The sequence below is a fragment of the Bradyrhizobium sp. USDA 4354 genome (assembly GCF_054060315.1).
In genome coordinates this window covers 5,096,091-5,115,538 of record NZ_JBSSDC010000001.1, presented here as the reverse complement: position 1 = coordinate 5,115,538, position 19,448 = coordinate 5,096,091, and the positions used below count along the sequence as shown (strand labels likewise).

Annotated in this window: 19 protein-coding genes; 1 reads left to right on the top strand and 18 read right to left on the bottom strand. The window is 64.0% G+C overall.

Annotated elements, in window-relative coordinates; all coding sequences use genetic code 11:
- Positions 1 to 169: 169 nt before the first annotated feature.
- From ACVIIV_RS23690 to ACVIIV_RS23670, 5 genes are read right to left on the bottom strand one after another with little or no spacing between them, the layout of a single operon-like run.
- Entirely contained in the window at positions 170 to 1,213 is a 1,044-nt protein-coding gene (locus tag ACVIIV_RS23690; RefSeq protein WP_456746296.1) for an ABC transporter ATP-binding protein, read from the bottom strand.
- Positions 1,206 to 2,186: an ABC transporter ATP-binding protein gene (locus ACVIIV_RS23685; protein WP_456746295.1), complete on the bottom strand. Its 981-nt coding sequence runs from the start codon at positions 2,184 to 2,186 to the stop codon at positions 1,206 to 1,208. Before ACVIIV_RS23685 ends, ACVIIV_RS23690 begins: the two co-directional genes overlap by 8 nt.
- A complete protein-coding gene (locus ACVIIV_RS23680) occupies positions 2,183 to 3,004 on the bottom strand; it encodes an ABC transporter permease (protein WP_456746294.1) in 822 nt (273 codons plus the stop codon). Before ACVIIV_RS23680 ends, ACVIIV_RS23685 begins: the two co-directional genes overlap by 4 nt.
- Positions 3,001 to 3,924, bottom strand: coding sequence for an ABC transporter permease (locus tag ACVIIV_RS23675; protein WP_456746293.1), 924 nt, complete (start codon positions 3,922 to 3,924; stop codon positions 3,001 to 3,003). The genes ACVIIV_RS23680 and ACVIIV_RS23675 overlap by 4 nt, the downstream gene beginning before the upstream one ends.
- Before the next feature lie 54 nt (positions 3,925 to 3,978).
- Positions 3,979 to 5,568, bottom strand: coding sequence for an ABC transporter substrate-binding protein (locus tag ACVIIV_RS23670; protein ID WP_456746292.1), 1,590 nt, complete (start codon positions 5,566 to 5,568; stop codon positions 3,979 to 3,981).
- Between the two features lie 260 nt (positions 5,569 to 5,828).
- On the opposite strand from ACVIIV_RS23670, the gene ACVIIV_RS23665 reads away from it, so the two are divergent.
- A complete protein-coding gene (locus tag ACVIIV_RS23665; RefSeq protein ID WP_456746291.1) occupies positions 5,829 to 6,713 on the top strand; it encodes a hypothetical protein in 885 nt (294 codons plus the stop codon).
- 133 nt (positions 6,714 to 6,846) lie between these two features.
- Here ACVIIV_RS23665 and mtnK read toward each other — a convergent pair whose 3' ends face one another.
- From mtnK to nuoH, 13 genes are all read right to left on the bottom strand, one after another.
- Positions 6,847 to 8,136, bottom strand: coding sequence for an S-methyl-5-thioribose kinase (mtnK, locus tag ACVIIV_RS23660; RefSeq protein WP_456746290.1), 1,290 nt, complete (start codon positions 8,134 to 8,136; stop codon positions 6,847 to 6,849).
- A 33-nt stretch (positions 8,137 to 8,169) separates the two neighbouring features.
- Positions 8,170 to 8,517: a hypothetical protein gene (locus ACVIIV_RS23655; protein WP_456746289.1), complete on the bottom strand. Its 348-nt coding sequence runs from the start codon at positions 8,515 to 8,517 to the stop codon at positions 8,170 to 8,172.
- Between the two features lie 154 nt (positions 8,518 to 8,671).
- Positions 8,672 to 8,947, bottom strand: coding sequence for a DUF1467 family protein (locus tag ACVIIV_RS23650; protein WP_456746288.1), 276 nt, complete (start codon positions 8,945 to 8,947; stop codon positions 8,672 to 8,674).
- A 9-nt stretch (positions 8,948 to 8,956) separates the two neighbouring features.
- Complete coding sequence (gene mce / locus ACVIIV_RS23645) at positions 8,957 to 9,361, bottom strand: methylmalonyl-CoA epimerase (RefSeq protein WP_211402129.1); 405 nt, start codon at positions 9,359 to 9,361, stop codon at positions 8,957 to 8,959.
- A 12-nt stretch (positions 9,362 to 9,373) separates the two neighbouring features.
- Entirely contained in the window at positions 9,374 to 11,044 is a 1,671-nt protein-coding gene (locus ACVIIV_RS23640) for a ribonuclease J (RefSeq protein WP_456746287.1), read from the bottom strand.
- Positions 11,044 to 11,850 (bottom strand): biotin--[acetyl-CoA-carboxylase] ligase, encoded by an 807-nt coding sequence (locus ACVIIV_RS23635; protein WP_456746286.1) that lies wholly within the window; start codon positions 11,848 to 11,850, stop codon positions 11,044 to 11,046. Before ACVIIV_RS23635 ends, ACVIIV_RS23640 begins: the two co-directional genes overlap by 1 nt.
- 1 nt (position 11,851) lies before the next feature.
- A complete protein-coding gene (gene nuoN / locus ACVIIV_RS23630; RefSeq protein ID WP_456746285.1) occupies positions 11,852 to 13,288 on the bottom strand; it encodes an NADH-quinone oxidoreductase subunit NuoN in 1,437 nt (478 codons plus the stop codon).
- Between the two features lie 22 nt (positions 13,289 to 13,310).
- Positions 13,311 to 14,816 carry an NADH-quinone oxidoreductase subunit M gene (locus ACVIIV_RS23625; protein WP_456746284.1) on the bottom strand — a complete coding sequence of 502 codons (1,506 nt, stop codon included), beginning with the start codon at positions 14,814 to 14,816 and terminating at the stop codon, positions 13,311 to 13,313.
- Positions 14,817 to 16,913 carry an NADH-quinone oxidoreductase subunit L gene (gene nuoL, locus ACVIIV_RS23620; protein ID WP_456746283.1) on the bottom strand — a complete coding sequence of 699 codons (2,097 nt, stop codon included), beginning with the start codon at positions 16,911 to 16,913 and terminating at the stop codon, positions 14,817 to 14,819.
- Between the two features lie 8 nt (positions 16,914 to 16,921).
- Positions 16,922 to 17,230 (bottom strand): NADH-quinone oxidoreductase subunit NuoK, encoded by a 309-nt coding sequence (gene nuoK, locus ACVIIV_RS23615; RefSeq protein ID WP_008547737.1) that lies wholly within the window; start codon positions 17,228 to 17,230, stop codon positions 16,922 to 16,924.
- Positions 17,227 to 17,865: an NADH-quinone oxidoreductase subunit J gene (locus ACVIIV_RS23610; RefSeq protein ID WP_456746282.1), complete on the bottom strand. Its 639-nt coding sequence runs from the start codon at positions 17,863 to 17,865 to the stop codon at positions 17,227 to 17,229. The genes nuoK and ACVIIV_RS23610 overlap by 4 nt, the downstream gene beginning before the upstream one ends.
- Before the next feature lie 9 nt (positions 17,866 to 17,874).
- A complete protein-coding gene (gene nuoI / locus ACVIIV_RS23605) occupies positions 17,875 to 18,369 on the bottom strand; it encodes an NADH-quinone oxidoreductase subunit NuoI (protein WP_157283556.1) in 495 nt (164 codons plus the stop codon).
- An 8-nt stretch (positions 18,370 to 18,377) separates the two neighbouring features.
- The gene (gene nuoH, locus ACVIIV_RS23600) at positions 18,378 to 19,445 is read right to left on the bottom strand and encodes an NADH-quinone oxidoreductase subunit NuoH (protein WP_172783531.1); all 1,068 of its coding nucleotides are present in this window, start codon (positions 19,443 to 19,445) and stop codon (positions 18,378 to 18,380) included.
- Between the last annotated feature and the right edge of the window lie 3 nt (positions 19,446 to 19,448).

Below are 19,448 nucleotides of genomic sequence, written 5' to 3'. Positions count from 1 at the left end.
GAAACAGCGGGCTCAAAACACTGCGACCCAATGTCCGAATTGGGTCACGTGCGGTAATGATCTGATTGAACACAAGATTTCCGCGTGCCCCTCAGGAGCTGACATATTCGCCTTTTATGAGTACACGCCCTAGCTAGCGGAATAGACGCGCCTTCCCCCCTTCGGCGCATTAGCCCCCGGTCGAGACTAACGCCGTCCGCTCCGCAATCTCCTCACTCCGCCAGCACCTCACAGCATGTCCGTCGGCCCGCGTTTCCAGCGCTGGCCCCGGCTCGCTCCGGCACACCGCCTCCGCATATCGACACCGCGGGCTGAATGCGCAGCCGTTCGGCGGGTTGAGCGGATTGGGCAGGTCGCCGCCTGTCGTCGCCAGCGGCGCCTGGCGCAAGGGATCGGGGATGGCGGCAATCAGGGCTTGCGTATAGGGGTGCGCCGGCCGCTCAAAAATCTCGCGCCAGTGGCCGTCCTCGACGATGCGGCCGAGATACATCACGGCGACGCGGTCGCTCATGTGCTCGACGACGCCGAGGTCGTGGCTGATCATGATGTAGGAGAGGCCGAGCGTGTCCTTCAACTCCAAGAGCAGATTGATGATCTGGGCGCGGATCGAGACGTCGAGCGCCGAGACCGGCTCGTCGCAGATGACGATCCTGGGGTTGAGGATCAGGGCGCGGGCGATGCCGATGCGCTGGCGCTGGCCGCCTGAGAACTCATGCGGGTAGCGGTCGGCCTGCTCGGGGCGCAAGCCCACATGCCGCAGCATGGTCGCAACGCGGTCCTCGATCTCGCTTTTTGCGGTCACGCGGTGCACGCGCAGGGGATCTTCGAGCGTGCGGCGAACGGTCTGGCGCGGATTGAGCGAGGCATAGGGATCCTGGAACACCATCTGCACGATGCGGGCCAGCGCCTTTCGATCGCCGGATTGCCTGTTGGTCACGACCTGCCCGTCCAGCACGACGCGCCCGCGCGTCGGCGTCAGCAGACCGAGGATCGACAATGCGACCGTCGACTTGCCGGACCCGGACTCGCCGACGAGACCGAGGCATTCGCCGCGCTTCAATTTGAGATCGACACCGTCAACCGCACGCAGCAACCGCCGGCCGCGGCCCAGCAGGCCGCCTCCCAGCGGGAAATGAACCGCGAGATCCTCGATGGCAAGAATGAGATCGTCGTCCCGCCTGGCTTCAGCTGGCATGTCTTGCGGTTCAAGCATGGTGGTGACACCTCACCAAGCCGCCCGCCTCCAGCAAATCCGTCTCGGGCGCGGTGGAGCGGCAAATATCGCTCGCCTGCGCGCAACGCGGATTGAACCGGCAGCCATCCGGGAAATTCGTGATCGCCGGGACGACGCCCGCGATCTCCTTGAGCCTGCTACGGCCGAGCGCAGCGCGGCTGCCCAGCCGCGGCAGGGAGTCGACGAGGCCCTGCGTATAGGGATGAGAGGGCGCGCGGAAGATATCGGCCGAGCTGCGCTCCTCGACGATGCGGCCGGCATACATGACGGCGACGCGGCGGCAGACATTGGCGACGAGGCCGAGATCGTGGCTGATCATCAAAATGGCCGTCCCCCGCTCGGCGCACAGGTTTCGCATCAACTCGATGATCTCAGCCTGCACCGTCACGTCGAGCGCGGTGGTCGGCTCGTCGGCAATCAGCAGATCCGGACCGCAGGCGAGCGCAATGGCGATCATCACGCGCTGGCGCATGCCGCCGGACAGCTGGTGCGGGTAATCTTTCACGCGCCGCTCTGGCGCGGGAACGCGCACGCTCGCGAGGGCCTCCACGGCCAGCTGGTTGGCTTCCCGCCAGCTCTTGCCCTTGTGCAGCACGAACATCTCGGCGATCTGCCGTCCCACCGGCGAGACCGGGTTCAGCGCCGTCATCGGCTCCTGGAAGATCATGGCGATGCGGTTGCCGCGCAGCTCCCGTTGCCTGGCCGCAGACAGGTGCTGGATCTCCCGTCCCTCAAACCGGATGACGCCGCCGCCGACCGACAACGGCGGCCGCAACAGGCCGATCAAAGCGAGCGCGGTAATGCTCTTGCCGCAACCGGACTCCCCGACAAGGCCGAACGTCTCGCCACGATCGATGCGGAACGAAATGCCTTCGGCTGCCGGAACACGCCTCGATCCGTCATCGAGATCGATGCGCAGATCCTCGACCTCGAGCAGCGGCGCGCCGGTCATGTGCGCCGGCTCCGCGATTGTGGATCGAGAATGTCGCGCAGCCCGTCACCGAGTAAGTTCAGGCCCAGCACGGTCAGAAAGATGGCAAGGCCCGGAAACACCGAGAGCCACGGCGCCGTCGTGATCTGCTCACGAGCCTCCGACAACATGCTGCCCCAGCTCGGAAAAGGCGGGCGGACGCCGAGGCCGAGGAACGACAACGCGGCTTCGGAGAGGACCGCGCTGCCCATGCCCAGCGTGCCGATGACGACGATCGGTCCCAGCATGTTCGGCAACAGCTGCGTGATCATGATGCGCAGATCGCCATAGCCGAGCACGGTTGCGGCCTGTACATAGCCTTGGCTCCTCAGCGACAGCGCCGATGCGCGCGCGAGCCGGCACGTGAAGGACCAGTTGGTCAGCCCGAGCGCGATCAGCAGGCTCGTCAGGCCTGGCCCAAGCACTGCCATGATGGCGAGCGCGAAGATCAGCGAGGGGATCGCGAGCATCAGATTGGTCAGGGCGTTGACGACATCGTCCCACCAGCCGCCAAAATAGCCGGCGCTCAGGCCCAGCGCCACGCCAATGACGCTGTTGATGAGCTGCGAGACGATGCCGACCGTCAGCGACACGCGCGCGCCGTACAGGACACGGGAATAGATGTCGCGGCCCTGCCCGTCGGTGCCGAACCACCAGGTCCAGCTCGGTGGCTCCTCCGCGTTCATCAGATTGGCGTCCATGACGGGATCGGTGTGCGCCAGCCAGGGCGCGAGCAGGCCGACGATGATCGCCAGCGCGAACAACGACCCGCCAATGACGAGATTGGCGCGGAGCTTCATGCGTATCTGATCCTGGGATCGATCACGCCGTAGAGCACGTCGATCAAGAGATTGATCGCGAGAAAGAACAGCACCACGACGAGAATGGAGCCCTGAACGGCGGGAATGTCGCGCTGCAAGACGCTGTCGACCAGCAGCGAGCCGATGCCCGGCCAGGAGAACAGTTTCTCGACCACGACCGCCTGCCCCATCAACGCGCCGAATTGCAGGCCCATGGTCGTGAGAATGAGGACGAGCGCATTGCGCATCACGTGCCATTTCACGACCCTGGTCTCGCTCATGCCCTTCGAACGTGCGGTGCGGACGAAGTCGGCCGTCATGATCTCGAGCACCGCGGCGCGCGTCGTCCGGGCCAGCAGCGCCATCGGCGAGACGCCGAGCGTCACGGCCGGCAGGACCAGATATTTGAGGCCGCCATCGCCATAGCCGAAACTCGGCAACCAGCCGAGTTTGAGCGCGAACAAGTACATCAACAGCAGTCCCAGCCAGAACTTGGCCATTGAGAGACCCGACACCGCCAGGACCATCGAGACGGTGTCGACGAGGCTGCCCGGCCGCAAGGCGGCGACGAAGCCGAGCGGCACGCCGAGCAGAACCGCAAACGCCATGGATGCGAAGATCAGTTGCAGGGTCGGCCATGCCCGCTTGGCGATCATGGTCGTCACCGGCTCGCGCGTCCGGAACGAGGCTCCCAGATCACCGGTCGCAAGCCTCGCAACATAGGCGCCGAAACGCACATAGACGGGCTGGTCGAGGCCGAGCTGCTTCTTCATGCGCAGCTCGACCTGCGGATCGCTGTCGTCGCTCATGGTCGAGACGATGCTGCCGGGAACGACACTGAACAGCACGAAGACCAGCAGCACGACGGCGAGCACGGTCGGAACGGTCTGCAGGAGGCGACGGATCAGGAACGAGAGCATCTCAACTTTTCCCCGCTCCCTCCCTCGCCTTTGGCGCCGGAGGGAGCGCGCGTGTCACTTCGCGGGCGAGGTCTCGTCGACCCAGAGATCCTCGACGTTCTGGTGGGTCAGCTCCGTTGCGTTCAATTGCACGCCCTTGAGCCAGGGCTGCACCGCCATGACCGCCTTGTTGTAGTTGAAGAACCAGACCGGCGCCTCCTCGAAGAGCAGCGCGTTGGCCTTCTGCAGCAGCTGGCCGCGCTTTGCGGGGTCGTCGGCCTGCCCGGCTTCGTCGACCAGCTTGTCGAAATCGGCGTTCTTGAAGTTCATGTAGTTGCAGGCCGGCTGCGGCGTCGACGAGTGGAAGCATTTGAGCGCGGACTGCGGATCCGGTCCGCTCGCCTGGGAATAGATGAAGGCCTGGTAGTCGCCGCTGCGAACCACCTCCGCCAGCACCGCGGTTTCGACCTGCTTGACCCTAGCCTTGATGCCGACCTTGTCCAGCATCGGTATGATGGCCGTGACGATCGGCAGGCCCCAGCTTTCATTCTGGCTGGTGGTCCATTCGAACTCGAAGCCGTTAGGATAGCCTGCTTCGGTCAGCAGCTGCTTGGCCTTGGCGGGATCGTAGGCGTAGGGCTTCATGGTCTTGTCGTAGAGCGGCGAGGTCAGCGGCAGCCAGCTGGTGGCGCGATAGGCCTTGCCCTTGACCAGCTTGTTGATGATCAGGTCGGTATCGATGGCGTAGTTGATCGCCTGCCGGACACGCTTGTCGGCGAATGGCTTGAACGAGGTGTTCATCCCCATGTAGCGCGTGAAGACCTCGGCGACCTCGACGATGGTGCCCTTGAGGGCGGCGTCGGACTGATAGGCGACGTACTGCGCGGGGCCGAGCACGGAGGTGTCGATCTCCTTGTTGCGGAAGGCGACATCGCGTGCCGCGGCCTCGGCCATGATCGACACGATGATCTTGTCGGCATAGGGTTTGCCGGGCTTATAGAACCGGTCCCACCGCTCCAGGACGATGCGCGATCCCGGCACGTGCTCGACGAATTTGAACGGCCCGAGACCGATCGGCTTCTGGATGAAGCTGTCCTTGACAGCCTCGTCGGCGGGATAGATCGAGGTCAGCGCGGTGAAGAAGTAGAACCCCGGGTCGACCTTCTCGGTCAGCTTCATCTCGATGGTGAAATCGTCGATCTTCTTCAGGCCGGAGATCTCCTTGGCCTGGCCCTTCTCCACTGCGGCCGCGCCCTCGATCACACGGACATAACGCGCGCCGGGATAGGCTTTGCTGCCGTCCATGATGCGGTTGTAGGACCAGATGACGTCGTCGGCGGTCATCTTGCGGCCGTTGTGGAAATAAGCGTCGTCGCGCAGCTTGAAGGTGTGAACCAGTCCGCCGCCTGAGACGACATCCTCTTTGGCTAGTTCAAGGACCGGCTTGCCTGCAGCAGAGTCCCATATATAGAGCGACCGGTGCAGCGCCTTGGCATAGATCTCGTCCTGGGCCCGCTGCGTGGTGTGAATGTCCAGGCTGGTGAAGCTCGAGCCATAGGGCGCGGTCATGCGGATGGTTCCGCCCTTGCGTGGTGTCTGAGCCTCCGCGGTAGCCGCAAGTGCCAATCCCAAGCCAGCAACGATCGCAATCATCCTGAACATCATGTGTACCCCGACAACGCAGGTATTCCGATCAGAGATTTGATCATTCGCAACCCATCGAGCGCAAGCTTCGTTTTTGATGAAGACCCAAGTCAGCTCCGGAAGACCGCCCTTTGACGAGATCAGGGGGCCGGTTGCATCTCCCCGGTGATACAAGCCGAATTGACGCGGTGCGTCATCGAGCACCGGGAACAGTGAACAATTTTCGTGATCAACGCGACCAAGCTCAGGATCGTTATCTGAGCCCAAGGATCGCGCAAAAAATGAATCGTCGAACGCTAGGTGCCTTGCTCATCGGCAGTCTGCTCGCCGCGACGGCTGCGATGGCGATCCCTGTCACGCCGGACCCTGCCCGCGACAGCTCGCCCGACAGCATCCACTTCACTTGGCACCAGACCTGGCGGTCAGATCATTATATCGATGAAACCTGGTCGGCGGTCAGGGACCGCTGCGCCCCGGACTATCTCGGCGAGCGCCTGCTCTGCGACGCCGTCGCGGTCCTGGCTGCGGCCGCCAGCCGGACGTTCGAGGCGAAAATGTCCGAAGAGGCCAGTCTGCCGCTGCCAGCACGCTGGGACCTGATGACCGCCAAGAACTCGCCTGTCATCAGGTCGGCTCACGTCGAGACGCCACTCGACCTCGCGGCCGTGCTCGGCTTCTATCGCGCCGCACTCGGAAAGCGAGGCTGGACCGAGAATGCCGGTGCGGAGGTGGAGCCGGACCGCGCCGCAATCACCTTCACGACGGCTGATGGACCGGTGTTGCTCCGGCTGACCCGTCAGCACAACACGACCATCGCCGACCTTTCGCTGCGCAAGCCGGCGGTCGCTACGGCCGCCATTCTGCCGAAGCCGGGGCAAGTGAGGCTGATGCTCGGCAACAAGGCGGATGAGGCCGCAGATATCACCGTCAACGGGCGAACCGTCAAGCTGGCGGCGCATGCCGGAGAGGAACTGGCCCACTCCGACAGCGACGCAGGCAAATTGCCCGACAGCCAAAAGATCGATCTGTCGCCTGGCAAGTACAAGGTCACGCTCAGGCTCGAGGGTGGCGCGGCGCAGAACCGCGAGTTTGAGGTCGCGGCCAACGAGACCTGGGGTCTGTTGGTCAGCCGGGAGGGCGCGCCGCTTCCCATACGGCTCTATTGACGCCCAGCGTCTCTCACCTCGTCGATTGCGAGAGCAGCAAAGCAATCCAGAATCTTTCCCAGCGGCAGTCTGGATTTGCTTCGCTGCGCTCGCAATGACGGAGTGCGAAGGCGCATTCCTCACCATGAGGCTCTCAGCCGGATAGCTCCGGCTGCCAATCGCGCAGTTTCCGCGCGGCCCCGGTGACGTCGACAATGGCTGGAAATGCCGCCGTCTCCACCATCATGATCCGCGCCAGCCGCACGGCGCGAGCTTCGCTGATGGCACGTGTCCGCGGGTCCTCGATCAGCTCGAAATCGATGTTGTGCGCAAGGCCGAAAATGCGGCGGATGATTTTCGCAGCTGCGAAGCCGACGGTGTCCGCGAACAGGCGCTGCATATAGCTTTGTCGCTCGGCCTCCAGCCGCGCGGCACCCTGCTCGCCGGCGAAGAGCGAGAGGGGATAGGCATCGCCGGTGCCTCCCATCCGCCAGAGGTCGAGGAATTTGCCGGCGAACTTGGTCCAGACTTGCTCGACGGTCTCCAGCACCCACACCTCGAAGCCCCTTCGCTCGCCCGGCGCGCGCTCGTGCCCGGCGGAGGCGAAATAGGCCATCAGCAGGTTCGCCAGCACGGCGCCGACATCGAACCCCATCGGGCCGTAGAACGCGAATTCGGGATCGATCACCCGCGTCTCGTTCTCCGTCACCATGATCGAGCCGGTGTGGAGATCGCCATGGATCAGCGCTTCCGGGCTTGCCATGAATTTCAGCTTCAGCCGGGAGATGGCGACGTGCAGGTCCATGTCGTCGCGCAAGCTCGCGGCCAGGCCGTCGAGATACGGCGCGGTCCAGCGGTTCTGTTCGGCGATGCGGTAGGGATCGGTGAAGATCAAATCCTCTGTGATCTTGCACAGTGCGTGGTTGCCGGCGAAAGCGGCGATCCCCTCCTTCTTCTCGGCCGCTGACAGCGCGAGGTCGGAGGTGAAGAACAGCGTCTGCGCCATGAAGGTGGTGATATCGTCCACGAAGCGCGGATAGCGCGTTGCCGCCACCAGCCCCTTGCGCATGATGATGTGGGGTTCGAGCAGCTCCATCACCGTGAGCGCCAAGGCTTCATTGTGATGCAGCACGGCCGGTACGAGGCCCGGAGCGAGCTGGGCCTGCCGCGACAGAGCGAGATATTCGTAATGGGCCCGCGACAACGGCAGCGGCCAGCTTTCGCCGACGAGACGGACATAGGGCAGCGCCTGCTTCACGGCGATGCCGCCGCTGTCGCCCTTGACGATGAAGACGAGATTGAGATTACCGTCGCCGACCTCGGTGATCCGCCAGGAGGCGGGCTCGCCGCCAAGCCGCCCCTTCAGGTCCGGAAGGCCCGCGAGATAATCCCGCAAGGCCGCCTCATGCAGAATCCGATAGTCCCCTGCCCGGTCCCCGGTCATGACGATCCCATCCCATCTGTATGGGCCGGATCGTTACTCCCGCTCCAGGAAGCTCGAGCCGATCTCGGCCTTTCTTTTGATGGGATCGTAATCGCAATAAACGAGGTCCGCCACCAGCGTGTAGCTGGCGCTGACGGTGTATTTGTCTGTTTTGACCGAGTTCAGGCCGATCACCGAGGTGCTCTTGCCGCCGTTCCATTTGAACGGTGTCGAGCTCTTGGCCTGCTCGCAGGCCAGCACCGCCTCGTTGAAGACATAGCCCTCGACGAACGCCTTCAGGGTGCGCACCTGCACGGCCATCTTCCATTCGACATAGCCGATGGCACCAAGACCGGCGACGATCAGCACCAGAAGCGCAATGACGAGACGCTGAAAAGTCATTCGTTTTCCCCCAACTTTGTTTCAATAGGCAAACTATCTCCGGCGTCATTGCGAGCGCAGCGAAGCAATCCAGAGTCTTTCCGCGGAGGGATACTGGATTGCTTCGCTCCGCTCGCAATGACGAGCTTGGTTGATATCCTTCGTTCCTTACCCCCTAGAACGGCATTCCCATCATCTTCGACAGGCGCTCGATCGAGAGATAGCCGGCATGATAGGCTGCGACGCCGAGGCCGTAGATCACCGCCGAGATGATCGTGGTCCAGATCAGCTTGCGCCCCATCCGCGTCAGGATCGGCGCGCCGGGGTCGGTGCCGGGTGCGCCGACGCCGTCCTCGTGCTGGCTGCGCACGCAGAACGGCAGCGTCAGGAACAGCGCGACCCACCAGATGACGAAGTAGATCGCAATCGCGGTCGAGATCTGGATGGCCATGGGACGGCCTTACGCCTGCTCGATCTCGACCAGCGCGCCGGAAAAGTCCTTCGGATGCAGGAACAGCACCGGCTTGCCGTGGGCACCGATCTTCGGCACGCCGTCGCCGAGCACCCGCGCGCCCTCCTTCACCAGCGTGTCGCGCGAGACGATGATGTCGACGACCTCGTAGCAGACATGGTGGATGCCGCCGTCGGCATTGCGTTCGAGGAACTTCGCGATCGGGGAGGATTCACCGAGCGGCTCGATGAACTCAATCTTGGTGTTGGGCAGGGTCGCGAACACGGTGGTGACGCCGTGCTCGGGCAGCGGCACGGCTTCGGAAATTTGCGCGCCGAATGCCGCACCGTAGATCTTCGCGGCTTTGACCGCGTCCTTGGTCGCGATCGCGACGTGGTTGAGGCGACCCAGCATGGTTCTCTCCCGTTAAACTGTCAGTACGTGTACCAGACAGGGGGGCTTTTTGCCCCAATGTTCGTTGATCACAGCCCGGACAGCGCGTCGCACCGACTCGGCCAGAGCGTCCGGATCGCGGCGACGCGCCCTCGGCAGGCCTTCGATGGTCGACATCACGGCATCGAAGACGATGTCATCGAAGAGTTCGCCGGCCCTGTTCTTCTCGGGGATGCCGACCAGATCGACCTCGGGATCGTCGGCCAGCTCACCCTGCCCGGTCATGGCGATGGCGACGAAGGCGCAACCGGAAAAGCCCATGCGGCGCCGCTCCACGACGGCGCGGGACTTGGAGTCCTCCAGGATCGTGCCGTCCTTGTAGAGCCGGCCCGACGGCACCTCGCCGACGATGCCGGGATCGCCGGGGCCGAGCTTGACGAGATCGCCGTTGCGGCAGACCAGCACGCGCGGCACGCCGGCGGCGCGGGCGAGCTTTGCATGCTCGTGCAGATGCAGGGCCTCGCCGTGAACCGGGATCAGGAGCTGCGGCTTCACCCAGGAGATCAAATCGCGCAGCTCGTCGCGGCGGGGATGGCCGGAGACGTGGACCAGAGCATCGCGGTCGGTGATGATTTCGACGCCCTGGAGCACCAGATTGTTGATGATCGAGCTGACAGCCTTCTCATTGCCGGGAATGGTGCGCGACGAGAAGATGACGCTGTCGCCGCGATTGAGCGTGATCTCGGGATGATCGTCATTGGCGATGCGCGCCAGCGCCGCGCGCGGCTCGCCCTGGCTGCCGGTGCACAGCGCCAGTACCTTATCCTGCGGCAGGTGGCCATAGACCTCGGGCGAGCGGAAATTCTGCACGCCGTCGAGATAGCCGGTCTCGCGCGCGACCTGCACCACGCGCTCCATGGCGCGCCCGACCACGACGACCTCGCGGTCCGCGGCCCTGGCGGCGTCGGCGACGGCTTTGACGCGGGCGACGTTGGAAGCGAAGGTCGTGACCGCGACGCGGCCCTTGGCGGCCTTCACGAGGTCGATGATGGTTTTGGCCACCTCGGCCTCCGAGGGCGAGCGGCCGTCGCGCACGGCGTTGGTGGAATCGCCGATCAAGGCGAGCACGCCCTGCTCGCCCAATTCGCGCAGCCGCTTCTCGTCGGTCGGAGCCCCGAGCGTCGGCGTCGGGTCGATCTTCCAGTCGCCGGTGTGCAGCACGATGCCGGCTTCGGTGTGGATCGCCAGCGCGTGCGCCTCCGGAATCGAATGCGCGACGGGGATGAACTCGACGTTGAACGGGCCGATATCGACGCGGCCGCCTGATGACACCACCGTGACCGGAATCTCGGGCGCATTGCGCTCGGCGGCGCATTTGGCCTCGAACAGCGCGGCGCTGAACTTGGTGGCGTAGATCGGGCATTTCAGCTTCGGCCAGAGATCGATGATGGCGCCGAAATGGTCCTCATGGGCGTGGGTCAAAACCAGGCCCATGAGGTTCTTGCGTTCCTTCTCCAGGAAGGAGATGTCGGGCATGATCAGGTCGATGCCGGGCAGATGCTCCTCGTCGCCGAAGGAGACACCGAGATCGACCGCGAGCCAGGCACGCTGGTGGCGGTTTCCGAGGCCGTAGATCGACAGGTTCATGCCGATCTCGCCGACGCCGCCGAGCGGCGCAAACACCAGTTCGTCGGGCCTTGCCATCACGCAGCTCCCACGGAGGCGACAGGGCCGAAGAACACCTCGCCTGCGGCGACCGGCACAAGGCGGCCCTCGGCGGTGCGGACGATCAGGCAGCCAGTGTCGTCGATGGTGTCAAAAATGCCTTCCAGCGTCATCGTTCCCGTGTGGATCGCCACCTTCTCGCCTAGACCCGCGGCGCGCTCCAGCCAAAGCTTGCGGATCTCGGCAAAGCCGCGGCCATTGTCCCAGATGCCGCGGAACTCGACCCAGGCATCCGAAAGGGCCGAGAACAGCTCCTCCGCGCTGATCTGGACGCCGAGGGCGGCCAGCGACACCGCGGGCGTCGGAGTGCCCTCGGGCGCGGCAACGACGTTGGTGCCGATGCCGGCGACGACGGCGAGGCCGTTGCTCACGGCCTCGGCCTCAAGGCCAATGCCGACCAGCTTCTTGCCGGCGGCGAGCACGTCGTTCGGCCATTTGAGGGCGTAGCGGGGGCGCCCTTCGCCGAGGCGGAGCGCGGCCTCGAGGCTCACCTTCTCCAGCGCCGCCTCCTCCGCCAGCCCGGCGGCAAAGCCGAGCGTGGCGGCGACGGCGGGGGCGACATCCATCACTTCGAGGATGCTGGCAGCGAGATTGCCTCTTGGCGCGATCCAGGCGCGCTGGCGGCGGCCGCGGCCGGCGGTCTGCTCTGACGTGACGAACCACATCGGGCCGCGTTCGCCGGCCCGGGCGTGCTCGATCGCCTCGGTATTGGTCGAGCCGGTCCGTTCGAACGCGGCGAGCTTGTAGCCCGCCGACGATGCGCGAGGACCGAGCGCGAAGGCCATCCTAGAACAGCGACTTTGCCGCGGCGGAGGCGACGCTCACCACGGGGCCTGCGAACAGCGCAAACAGGATGTTGAACACACCCGCGACCGCCAGCACCGTCCGCACCTCGATGCGCACCGGATCGACCTGGCCGGCCGGCTCGTCGAAGTACATCGTCTTGACGATGGCCAGATAGTAGTAGGCGCCCACGACGCTAGTCAGCACGCCGATGACGGCGAGCGTGAACAGGTTGGCCTTGATGGCGGCGACGAAGACGTACCACTTCGCGAAGAAGCCGGCGAGCGGCGGAATGCCGGCGAGCGAGAACAGCAGCATCGCGAACATGAAGGCGAGCAGCGGATTGGTGCGCGACAGGCCGGCGAAATCGCTGATCTGCTCCACGGCCTGGCCGTTGCGCTTCATGGCAAGGATGATCGAGAACGAGCCGAGCGTCATCGCGACATAGATCACGATGTACATCAAGACGCCCTGTGCACCCTCGACCGTGCCGGAGGCCAGGCCGACCAGCGCGAAGCCCATGTGGCCGATGGAGGAATAGGCCATCAGGCGCTTGATGTTGCTCTGGCCGATCGCCGCGAATGCGCCGAGCGCCATCGAGGCGATAGCCACGAACACCAGGATCTGCTGCCACTGCGAGACGATGCCGGGGAATGCCGTCAGCGTGACGCGGGTGAAGACGGCGAGCGCGGCCACCTTCGGCGCCGAGGCGAAGAAGGCGGTGACCGGGGTCGGCGCGCCCTCATACACGTCCGGCGTCCACATATGGAACGGCACCACCGAGATCTTGAAGCAGAGGCCGGCAAGCAGGAAGACCAGGCCGAACACGAGGCCGATATTCGCGACCGTTACGGCCGAGGCGATGCCGGTAAAGCTGACCGTGCCGGTGAAGCCGTAGATCAGCGAGGCGCCATACAGCAGCATGCCCGAGGACAGCGCGCCGAGCACGAAATACTTCAAGCCGGCTTCGGTCGACTTGGCGTTGTCGCGATTCGAGGCCGCCACGACGTAGAGCGCGAGCGACATCAATTCGAGGCCGAGATAGAGCGAGATCAGGTCGCCGGCCGAGATCAGCACCATCATGCCGAGCGTCGAGAGCAGCACCAGGATGGCATACTCGAAGATGCGGCGCGACGGATCGGACAGGAACTCGGTCGACAGGACCAGCGTCACGGCCGAGCCGATCAAGGCCAGGATCTTCATGAAGCGGGCGAAGTCGTCGACGATGAAGCTGCCGCCGAAGGTCACCTGCTTGCCCGCGGGCTGCATGTAGACGAGCGCGCCGACCACGATGAGCAGCACCACCGCCAGGGAGGTGACCGTCCTGGTCGTCTCCTGCCCGCGATAGGCTCCCAGCATCAGAAGCGCCATGGCGCCGACCGCGAGCACGAGCTCGGGCAGCACCGGCGCCAGTTGATAACCTGCAGTCGAAAAGCTCATGGCGATATCCTGACCTGCCCGATCACTGGAGCAGTGCGGCGGCCTTCACGGCCGTCACGGCGGTATTGTAATTGTTGACGAGTTGCTGGACCGAGGCGGCCGACATGTCGAGCACCGGCTTCGGCCAGACGCCGAACAGGATCGTCAGCGCGATCATCGGAAACAGCGTCAGACACTCCCGGAAGGTGAGATCCTTCATGCTCATCAGCGACGGCTTGACCAGCGCCCCGAACACGACCTTGCGGTAGAGCCACAGCGCGTAAGCCGCCGACAGGATCACGCCGAAGCTGGCGAAGAACGCGGTCGGGATCGAGACCTTGAAGGTGCCGAGCAGCGTCATGAACTCGCCGACGAAGCCGCTCGTGCCGGGCAGACCGACATTGGCCATGGTGAAGACCATGAAGGTCATCGCGTAGAGCGGCATCCGGTTGACGAGGCCGCCATAGGCAGCGATCTCGCGGGTGTGCAGGCGGTCGTAGACGATGCCGACGCAGAGGAACAGCGCGCCGGAGACGATGCCGTGCGAGATCATCTGGAACACGCCGCCGGCGACGCCCTGCATTGTGCCGGCGAAGATACCCATGGTGACGAAGCCCATATGCGCCACTGACGAGTATGCGATCAGCTTCTTCATGTCCTCCTGCATCAGGGCCACCAGCGAGGTGTAGATGATGGCGATGGCAGACAGCGTGAAGATCAGCGGCGCGAAGTCGTGCGAGGCCAGCGGGAACATCGGCAGCGAGAAGCGCAGGAAGCCGTAGCCGCCCATCTTCAGCAGGATCGCAGCGAGGACCACGGAGCCCGCGGTCGGCGCCTCGACATGCGCGTCGGGGAGCCAAGTGTGCACCGGCCACATCGGCATCTTCACCGCAAAGGAGGCGAAGAAGGCGAGCCAGGCCCAGGTCTGAAGCGACCGCGGCACGGCGGTGTGCATCAGGGTCGGGATGTCGGTGGTGTTGCCGTTCCAGTACAGCGCCATGATGGCGAGCAACATCAAGACCGAGCCGAGCAGCGTGTAGAGGAAGAACTTGAAGGACGCGTAGACCCGGCGCGGGCCGCCCCAGACACCGATGATCAGGAACATCGGGATCAGGCCGCCCTCGAAGAACAGGTAGAACAGCACGAGGTCGAGCGCGGAGAAGGTGCCGACCATCAGCGTTTCCAGGATCAGGAAGGCCATCATGTATTCGCGGACCCGGCTCGTGACCTTCCAGCTCGCGATGATGCAAAACGGCATCAGGGCGGTGGTCAGGATCACGAAGGGCAGCGAAATGCCGTCGACGCCCATATGATAGGTGATGCCGGTGGCGAGCCAGTTCGCCTTTTCGACGAATTGGAAGTCGGGGTTTGCGGGATCGAAGCGCATGACCAGGATCACCGACACCGCGAAGGTGATCAGCGTGGTCCAGAGCGCGATCCAGCGCGAATTGCGCCTCGCCGCCTCGTCATCGCCGCGGCTGAGATAGACGATCAGCGCGCCGACCACCGGCAGGAACGTGGTGACCGAAAGAATGGGCCAGGTTGTCATTTACTGGCCTCCAAAGCCGAACATGAACCAGGTGATCAGGCCGGCCGCGCCGATCAGCATGGCGAATGCATAATGATAGAGATAGCCGGTCTGGATCTTCACGACGTTGCGGGTGACGTCCAGCACGCGAGCGGAGACGCCGTCGGGGCCGAAGCCATCGATGATGAAGCCGTCGCCCTTCTTCCAGAGCTGGTAGCCGATCCACTTCGCCGGACGAACGAAGATGACGTCGTAGAGTTCGTCGAAGTACCATTTGTTGAGCAGGAATTGGTATAGCCCCGGCTGCTCTTTGGCGAGTTGGACCGGGATGTAGGGCCGCTGGATATAGAACAGGTACGAGACCAGGAAGCCCACCACCATCATCACCGTCGGCAGGAAGGCGATGGTCGCGGGGATGTGGTGCATCTCCTCGATGATGTGCGGGTTCATCTTCACGGACTCGCGGAAGAACTCCTCGATGCCGTGACCGGCGAACAGCTCCTTGAACGGGAAACCGGCCAGGATCGAGCCGACCGCGAGGACGCCGATCGGGATCAGCATCCAGATCGGAGCCTCATGCGCAGCCTCGTAGTGATGCTCGTCATGCGGCTCGCCGTGGAAGGTCTTGAAGATCAGGCGCCAGGAGTAGAACGAGGTCAGGCCGGCTGCGACGACCGTCATCAGGAAGCCGTACATCGCGAACGGATTGTGCGCGGCGTAGGCGGACTCGATGATCGCGTCCTTGGAGAAATAGCCGGCGGTGAGCGGGAAGCCGGTCAGCGCCAGCGTGCCGACCACCATCACCGCATAGGTGTAGGGTATCTTCTTCCAGAGGCCGCCCATGTTGCGGATGTCCTGCTCGTGGTGCATCGCGTAGATCACCGAGCCGGAGCCCAGGAACAGCAGCGCCTTGAAGAAGGCGTGCGTGAACAAATGGAACATGCCGACCGAATAGGCCCCTGCTCCCATCGCGACGAACATGTAGCCGAGCTGTGAACAGGTCGAGTACGCGACGATGCGCTTGATGTCGTTCTGGACGAGGCCGATCGTAGCCGCGAAGAACGCAGTGGTCGCGCCGAAGAACATCACGACGGCCTGCGCATTCGGGGCGAGCTCGAACAGCGGCGACAGCCGCGCCACCATGAACACGCCGGCGGTGACCATGGTCGCGGCGTGGATCAGCGCCGACACCGGGGTCGGGCCTTCCATCGCGTCCGGCAACCAGGTGTGCAGCAGGAACTGCGCCGACTTGCCCATCGCACCCATGAACAAGAGGAGACAGGTCAGGGTCAGCGCGTCGGCGTGCCAGCCGAGGAAGTTGATGGTCTTGCCGGTGAGGCCAGGTGCGGCATGGAAGATGGTCTCGAAATCGGTCGAGCCGACCAGCATGAAAATCGCGAAGATGCCGAGCGCGAAGCCGAAATCGCCGACGCGGTTGACCACGAAGGCCTTGATCGCGGCGGCGTTCGCCGAGGGCCGCTGGTACCAGAAGCCGATCAGCAGATAACTGGCGAGACCCACGCCTTCCCAGCCGAAGAACAGCTGCACCAGGTTGTCAGCCGTCACCAGCATCAGCATGGCGAAGGTGAACAGCGAGAGATAGCCGAAAAAACGCGGCCGGTTCGGATCCTCGTCCATGTAGCCGATGGAATAGAGGTGCACGAGCGAGGACACGGTCGTGACCACCACCAGCATCACGGCGGTGAGCGTGTCGACGCGCAAGGTCCACCAGACCTGGAGGTCGCCCGAGAAGATCCAGGGCAGCAGCTGGATGCGGGCGTCATGGTGCATGAAGCCGACATCGACCAGGGTCATCCAGGACAGTGCGGCCGAGACGAACAAAAGCGCCGTGGTGATCAGCTCGGCGCCGCGCGAGCCAGCCGCCGGCGGCTCAGCCGGGCCGTGGCCGTCGTGACCGTCGCCGGGCTCGTGGTGGGTCTCGTGGATGACCGATGCATCCTCATTGATCGCATCGGACGCATGAGCATGCGCGTGACCGTGATCGCCGTGATGCTCGAGCTCGTCGCCCGAAGGATTTCGGGCATGAGCGCCCACAAGCGCGATCAGGCCGGCCAGAATGGCGCCCAGCAGAGGCAGGAAAACGATTGCCTGAACCATTGGAGAGCTCAGCCCTTCATCAGATTGACGTCCTCAACCGCGATCGAGCCGCGGTTGCGGAAATAGACCACCAGGATGGCGAGACCGATCGCGGCTTCCGCAGCCGCAACCGTCAGCACCAGCAGCGCGAAGACCTGGCCGACGATGTCGCCGAGGAAGGTCGAGAACGCCACGAGGTTGATGTTGACCGAGAGCAGGATCAGCTCGATCGACATCAGGATGACGATGATGTTCTTGCGGTTCAGGAAGATGCCGAGGATGCCAAGCGTGAACAGGATCGCGCCGACCGCCAGATAGTGCCCGAGGCCGATCGTCATTTCACCCACTCCGCAGCATCGGCGTCCGAGAGCCCCTGCCCCGACGCCACCTTACGCATCGCCATCGCCATGTCGGGCGTGCGTGCGTTCTGAACGTTGATGTCCTGCCGCTTGACCTTCGCCTTATGCCGCAGCGTCAGCACGATCGCACCGATCATCGCAACCAGCAGCACCATGCCGGCGAGCTGGAAGTAGTGGATGTACTTCGTATAGAGCACGAGCCCGAGCGCCTCGGTGTTGGAGACGTTGGCCGGGATCGCCGCCGTGATCGTCTTGGAGACGCCGGGGTTGATGACCCAGAAGCCGACGGTGAGCAGCAGCTCGAACAGGAAGATGCCGCCGATCACGAGGCCCACCGGCAGGTACTCGATGAAGCCCTCGCGCAGCTCGAGGAAGTCGACGTCGAGCATCATGATCACGAACAGGAACAGCACCGCGACCGCGCCGACATAGACGACGATCAACATCATGCCGAGGAACTCGGCACCCATCAGCACGAACAGGCCGGAAGCGTTGACGAAGGCCAGGATCAGGTACAGCACGGAGTGCACGGGATTGCGCGAGACAATCACCATCACGGCCGAAGCGACACAGACGCCGGCGAAGAGATAAAAGAACAGCGCGGGAAGGATCATGCCCTCACCTCACCGGTACGGCGCGTCGAGCTCGATCGCTTTCGCGATCTCGCGTTCCCAGCGATCGCCGTTGGCGAGCAGCTTGGCCTTGTCATAATAGAGCTCCTCGCGGGTCTCGGTCGCGAACTCGAAGTTCGGGCCTTCGACGATGGCATCGACCGGACAGGCCTCCTGGCAGAGGCCGCAATAGATGCACTTCACCATGTCAATGTCGTAGCGCACGGTGCGGCGAGTGCCGTCGTTGCGGCGCGGGCCGGCCTCGATGGTGATGGCCTGCGCCGGGCAGACCGCCTCGCACAGCTTGCAGGCGATGCAGCGCTCTTCGCCGTTCGGATAACGGCGCAGCGCGTGCTCGCCGCGGAAGCGCGGTGAGATCGGCCCCTTCTCGAACGGATAGTTCAGCGTCGGCTTCGGCTGGAAGAAATAGCGCATGGCGAGGAAGAACGCCGAGACGAATTCCGACAACAGAAGCGAGCGTGCAGTGGCGTTGACGTTGATACCCATGACGGCCCTCACTTCGGCGCGATGCCGGCGAAATGCAGCACGCCGGCCACCACGATCACCATCGCCAGCGACAGCGGCAGGAACACCTTCCAGCCGAGGCGCATCAGTTGATCGTAGCGGTAGCGCGGCACGATCGCCTTTGCCATCGCGAACAGGAAGAACATGAAGAAGAGTTTCAGCGAGAACCAGATGATCCCCGGCACCCAGTTGAAGGGCGGCAGGTCTACCGGCGGCAGCCAGCCCCCGAGGAACAGGATGGTCGCCAGCGCACACATCGTGACGATCGCGACATACTCGCCGAGCATGAACAGCAGATATGGAGTCGAGCCGTACTCCACCATGAAGCCGGCGACGAGCTCGGATTCCGCCTCGACGAGGTCGAAGGGCGGACGGTTGGTTTCCGCCAGTGCCGAGACGTAGAACACCACGAACATCGGGAACAGCGGCCAGACGTACCAGTTCAGGATCGTGAGCTGCGGCAGCCCGATCAGGCTGGCAAGGCCGCGCGCATGCTGGGCCTCGACCACGGCCGACAGGTTCAGCGTGCCGGCACAAAGCAACACGGTGATGATGACGAAGCCGATCGAGACTTCGTAGGACACCATCTGCGCCGCTGAGCGCAGCGCGGCCAGGAACGGGTATTTCGAGTTCGACGACCATCCCGCCATGATGATGCCGTAGATCGACAGCGACGAGATCGCGAAGATGAAGAGGACGCCGACATTGATGTCGGAGATCACCCAGCCGAGATTGGTCGGGATCACCGCCCAGGCGGCGAGCGCGAGCACGCAGGACACCAGCGGCGCCAGCAGGAACACGCCCTTGTTGGCGCCCGCCGGGATGATCGGCTCCTTCAGCACGAACTTGAGCAGGTCCGCGAAGGACTGCAGCAGGCCCCACGGGCCGACCACGTTCGGGCCGCGGCGGATCTGCACCGCCGCCCAGATCTTGCGATCGGCAAGCAGGATATAGGCGATCGCGACCAGGAGGACCACGAGCACCAAGACGCTCTGCGCGACCATGATGATCAGCGGCCAGAGGAAGCCGGTCCAGAATGCGCTTTCGAAGAATTCCATCAG

Excerpts from the sequence above, each read along its gene's own strand:
- ACVIIV_RS23690 (WP_456746296.1), bottom strand. The coding sequence starts at position 1,213 with ATGCTTGAACCGCAAGACATGCCAGCTGAAGCCAGGCGGGACGACGAT.
- ACVIIV_RS23685 (WP_456746295.1), bottom strand. The coding sequence starts at position 2,186 with ATGACCGGCGCGCCGCTGCTCGAGGTCGAGGATCTGCGCATCGATCTC.
- ACVIIV_RS23680 (WP_456746294.1), bottom strand. The coding sequence starts at position 3,004 with ATGAAGCTCCGCGCCAATCTCGTCATTGGCGGGTCGTTGTTCGCGCTG.
- ACVIIV_RS23675 (WP_456746293.1), bottom strand. The coding sequence starts at position 3,924 with ATGCTCTCGTTCCTGATCCGTCGCCTCCTGCAGACCGTTCCGACCGTG.
- ACVIIV_RS23670 (WP_456746292.1), bottom strand. The coding sequence starts at position 5,568 with ATGATGTTCAGGATGATTGCGATCGTTGCTGGCTTGGGATTGGCACTT.
- ACVIIV_RS23665 (WP_456746291.1), top strand. The coding sequence starts at position 5,829 with ATGAATCGTCGAACGCTAGGTGCCTTGCTCATCGGCAGTCTGCTCGCC.
- mtnK (WP_456746290.1), bottom strand. The coding sequence starts at position 8,136 with ATGACCGGGGACCGGGCAGGGGACTATCGGATTCTGCATGAGGCGGCC.
- ACVIIV_RS23655 (WP_456746289.1), bottom strand. The coding sequence starts at position 8,517 with ATGACTTTTCAGCGTCTCGTCATTGCGCTTCTGGTGCTGATCGTCGCC.
- ACVIIV_RS23650 (WP_456746288.1), bottom strand. The coding sequence starts at position 8,947 with ATGGCCATCCAGATCTCGACCGCGATTGCGATCTACTTCGTCATCTGG.
- mce (WP_211402129.1), bottom strand. The coding sequence starts at position 9,361 with ATGCTGGGTCGCCTCAACCACGTCGCGATCGCGACCAAGGACGCGGTC.
- ACVIIV_RS23640 (WP_456746287.1), bottom strand. The coding sequence starts at position 11,044 with ATGGCAAGGCCCGACGAACTGGTGTTTGCGCCGCTCGGCGGCGTCGGC.
- ACVIIV_RS23635 (WP_456746286.1), bottom strand. The coding sequence starts at position 11,850 with ATGGCCTTCGCGCTCGGTCCTCGCGCATCGTCGGCGGGCTACAAGCTC.
- nuoN (WP_456746285.1), bottom strand. The coding sequence starts at position 13,288 with ATGAGCTTTTCGACTGCAGGTTATCAACTGGCGCCGGTGCTGCCCGAG.
- ACVIIV_RS23625 (WP_456746284.1), bottom strand. The coding sequence starts at position 14,816 with ATGACAACCTGGCCCATTCTTTCGGTCACCACGTTCCTGCCGGTGGTC.
- nuoL (WP_456746283.1), bottom strand. The coding sequence starts at position 16,913 with ATGGTTCAGGCAATCGTTTTCCTGCCTCTGCTGGGCGCCATTCTGGCC.
- nuoK (WP_008547737.1), bottom strand. The coding sequence starts at position 17,230 with ATGACGATCGGCCTCGGGCACTATCTGGCGGTCGGCGCGATCCTGTTC.
- ACVIIV_RS23610 (WP_456746282.1), bottom strand. The coding sequence starts at position 17,865 with ATGATCCTTCCCGCGCTGTTCTTTTATCTCTTCGCCGGCGTCTGTGTC.
- nuoI (WP_157283556.1), bottom strand. The coding sequence starts at position 18,369 with ATGGGTATCAACGTCAACGCCACTGCACGCTCGCTTCTGTTGTCGGAA.
- nuoH (WP_172783531.1), bottom strand. The coding sequence starts at position 19,445 with ATGGAATTCTTCGAAAGCGCATTCTGGACCGGCTTCCTCTGGCCGCTG.